Raw genomic sequence first — 2,352 nt, forward strand, 5'->3', positions numbered from 1 at the left:
TGGCTGGCGCTGGGCGAGGGCGAGTAGACCGTCAGCTTCTCGATCGGCTCCAGCAGGATGGTGCCGGTCTGCTCCATCGCCTCCTCGATCGCCAGGCGTCCCACGGTGCGGAACGCCATTTCCGAGCTGTCGACCGCATGGGTCTGGCCGTCCAGCAGGACGACCTCCACGTCGGTGACCGGGAAGCCCTTGGGGCCCTTGGCGAGGCCGTCGCGCAGACCCACCTCGACCGCCGGGATCCACTGCTTGGGCACCGCGCCACCGACGATCTTCGAGGTGAAGACGAAGCCGGAGCCGCGGGGCAGGGGCTTCACCTCCACCGTGATGTCCGCGAACTGGCCGTGGCCGCCCGACTGCTTCTTGTGGCGCGAGCGTTGCTGCGCGCCGCGGGCCAGCGTCTCGCGGTAGGGCGTCTTCGGCTGCACGGTGTCGATGTCGACCCCGAACCGCCGCTTCAGGCGCTCGAGCGCCAGGCGCACATGCCCCTCGCCCTGACCGGCCAGCAGCACCTGCCGCTGCTCGGCGTCGTGGGTGAGCGACAGGCCAGGATCCTCCTCGATCAGCTTGTTGAGAGCGCCCGAGAGGCGGACGTCGTCGTTGCGGTTCTTGGCCGACAGGGCCACTGCGAACAGCGGCCGCCGGGGCCGCGCCGCCGCGCGCACCGCCTGGGCGGCGCCGCTGGTCGACAGGATCTGCCCCGCCGCCGCCTGCTCGACCTTGCCGATCGCGACGATGTCGCCCACCGGCGCCTCGGCCACCTTCTTCAGCGCCGAACCCTGGACGAGGCTCAGCCCGCCGGCGCGGCTCCTGGTTCCGTCGGGCATGACGAGATCGGCGCCGTCGGCGAGCCTGGCCCCGAACACCCGGGCATAGGCCAGCTTGCCGGACTGGCCGGCGTAGGCCGTCTTCAGGACGTAGGCGCCCGTGGAGACGCCCAGCCGGTTGGCGGCCATCTCCGGCGGCGGCGTCTCGTGACGCAGCGCCTTCAGCAGCCGGCGCACGCCGAAGCCGTTCTGCGCGGAGCCGAAGAAGACCGGCACGATCTGGCCGTCGTTCATCTCCTTCACCAGGTCGGCGAAGACGGTGTCGCGGGTCGGCGTCACGTCGGAGAGGAGCTGTTCCATCAGCGCGTCGTCGAAGTCGGCCATCTGCTCCAGCATGTGGAAGCGCGCGTCGGCCTCCTCCTGCTGCAGGTCCGAGGGGATGTCGATCTGCTCGGAGGGCTTGCCCTGCCGGTAGACGAAGCAACGCTCCAGCGCCAGGTCGATGAAGCCCGTGACCTGGTCGCCCTTCCACGTCGGGATCTGTCGGGCCACGAGCGGCGCGGACGAGACCGGCGCCAGCGCATCCAGCAGGTCCTGCAGGCTGCCGCGGGCCTGGTCCATCTTGTTGATGAAGAGCGCGTGCGGCACGCCCAGCGCCTCCAGCTCCCGCAGTGTCGGCTGTAGCAGCACGGCCTTCGCCGGGTCGGGATCGGCGACGACGATGGCGAGATCCGCGGCCGGAAGGGCCGGGTCGATCTCGGCGCAGAATTCCAGGGATCCGGGGCAGTCCACGACCACGTAGCGGTCGCCCATGAAGTCGAAGCCGGCGAGGTTCAGTTCGACCGAGTGACCGCGCGCCTTGGCCTCGGGACTGGAGTCCCCGACCTCGCCCTTGCGAACCGCCTGCCCGGTGGCGGCTTCCAGCAGGGCTTCCAGGAGAGCGGTCTTGCCGGCGCTCGTGGGGCCGACGAGCGCGAGCGCCCGAACCGACCCCTTGTCTCGGATTGCCATGGTCATTCTCCCATCACCACTGGCGCTCAAGGCGCCCGATGCCCGGGAGAGGTGAGAGCGCCTGAAGCGCAGGTTGTGGACGGTCGCGGACCGGCTTGGGCCGACCGACGCCGCCCTGTGGGGAACCCTACGCCTGGACTTTTGTCGGCGAAACCTCACGAAGTCGTGAGGCGCTCACCCGGCCTGTCGCTCCAGAGCGGAGCGCACGGCCAGGGCCCCTTCGGGCCCCTGAAGCTGCGCCCGCAACTGCGCCTCGGAGAGCGGCTCGTCGGCGGCGCGGCCGTAGAGCCAGCCCTGGGCGTAATCGACGCCGGCGCGGCGCACGGCATCCTCGGCCTCGGGCGTCTCGACCATCTCGGCGAGGGTCTTGACCTCGAGTTCGCCGCACATGTTGACCAGGTGGCGGACGAAGGTGGCCTCACGGCCGCCATGTTGCAGGTCGCGGATGTAGCGGCCGTCGATCTTGAGCAGATCGAGCGTGAGCTGCTGCAGATAGGCCAGGGAGGCGGCGCCGGCGCCGAAGTCGTCGAGACACACCTCGCAGCCGGCGGTGCGCAGCGCCTGGATGTGGCGGTCG

At 70.6% G+C, this 2,352-nt stretch carries 2 protein-coding genes; both read right to left on the reverse strand.

All coding sequences use genetic code 11. The features are described 5' to 3' along the window. A partial coding sequence (locus tag JNL41_RS15035) for an elongation factor G (RefSeq protein WP_293476290.1) occupies positions 1 to 1,775 on the reverse strand: 1,775 nt, incomplete at its 3' end. A 174-nt stretch (positions 1,776 to 1,949) separates the two neighbouring features. Further along, positions 1,950 to 2,352, reverse strand: a 403-nt coding sequence (locus JNL41_RS15040) for an EAL domain-containing protein (RefSeq protein ID WP_293476292.1), incomplete at its 5' end; no start/stop codon positions are given.

Origin of the sequence: Phenylobacterium sp. (assembly GCF_016793285.1) — a bacterium.
Taxonomy (GTDB): Bacteria; Pseudomonadota; Alphaproteobacteria; order Caulobacterales; family Caulobacteraceae; genus Phenylobacterium.